Origin of the sequence: Saccharothrix longispora (genome assembly GCF_030852425.1) — a bacterium.
In the GTDB taxonomy this organism is placed as follows: Bacteria; Actinomycetota; Actinomycetes; order Mycobacteriales; family Pseudonocardiaceae; genus Actinosynnema; species Actinosynnema longispora.
The window spans coordinates 1-1,319 of sequence record NZ_NSDM01000046.1 but is presented as its reverse complement, the minus strand read 5'-3'; the positions used below and the strand labels follow the sequence as shown (position 1 = coordinate 1,319).

Annotated in this window: 1 protein-coding gene; it reads right to left on the bottom strand. The window is 71.2% G+C overall.

Translation table 11 applies throughout. The annotated features are described in order from the left end of the window. The coding region (locus CKY47_RS36745; RefSeq protein WP_306750997.1) for a hypothetical protein at positions 1-1,288 on the bottom strand (1,288 nt) is incomplete at its 3' end. Positions 1,289-1,319 lie beyond the last annotated feature (31 nt).

The window sequence follows — 1,319 nt, the reverse complement described above, 5'->3', positions numbered from 1 at the left end:
CGGCGGTGTGCACGTCGGTGTGGCCGGCGCGCCCACCACGCACCACCACAGCCCGGACACCCGCATCCTCCAGGACGTCGACGACCGCCTGGGCACGCGGACCCGTCACCTCCAACAACGGCCAGCCGGCCGGTCGCGCACCGCCGTCCGCCGACACTTCCCGTGCCAGCGCGGTCAACTCCGCCGGATCCACCACACCCGCGTCCGGCACCGACAACCGCGGCGCCACACCCCACCGTGCGCCATCGGCACCCTCCGCCTCGATCCGCCAGTCCACGAACACGTCCGCACCACCCGCACGCCCGCCCTCGACCACCGAGGACGGGACACCACCTCGCCGCAACGCCGGCTGGACAGCCTGGGCACGGGTGCCCGACACCACCACCACCGGAAACGGGCGGCCGACCTCACGCCGAGCGCGCACCGACGTCCGCAGGTCCTCCACCAGCGCGTCGATCTCGTCACGCTGCGTGGTCGTCAACTCCCACGCATTCGGCGCGAAGTCCAACGACACCGGATGACCCGGGTGCTCCGCGACCCCCCGCGACCTCGGCGTCGCCCGCCAGAACAACTCCACCGGGAACGCCCCGGAACCCGTCGACGACGGAGGCGCGGACCACTCGACCCACACCTCCGTCACCCCCGAGGGCGTGGTCGACTCCGTACCGGTCACGACCTCGACCGGCAGGTTCACCCCCTCCTGCACCAGCCGACCTTCGATCATCCGGCCAACATTGAGGGCATAGGTACCCGTCACCCGCACCTCGGGGCCCAGGAGGCCGCGCTCGACACGCACCCGCTCCTGCTCCGCCAGCACCTCGACAAAAGCGTGCAAAGCCTTTTCCTGCGCGACTTTCAAGCTCCCGGTGCCCGCGGCCTTGAACAGCACCAGATCGGCCTCGTCGACCCAGGCGTTCGACCTCCGCCGATAGACCGGTCCGTTCACATCGCTCACCAGGACCGCGTCGACCGGAGCCACCGGGGCATCGGCAAAGGTGTGCACGTCGGTGTGGCCGGCACGCCCACCACGCGCCACCACAGCCTCGAAACCCACCTCCCCCAGGGCGTCGACCACCGCCTGGGCACGCGCGCCCACCACCTCCAGCACAGGCCAGCCGTCGGCCTGGATGCCCTCCGCCGCCAGATTCCCCGCCAAGACGTCCAACCCCTCGGCGGAGACCTCCACCGCGTCCGGCAAGGACAACACCGGATCCGCACCCCACCGCGAGCTCAACCGCTCGACGTCGACACCCCCGACACCGGCGTGCCAGTCCACGAACACATCCACACCGTCGACACGACCACCACCGACCACCGAG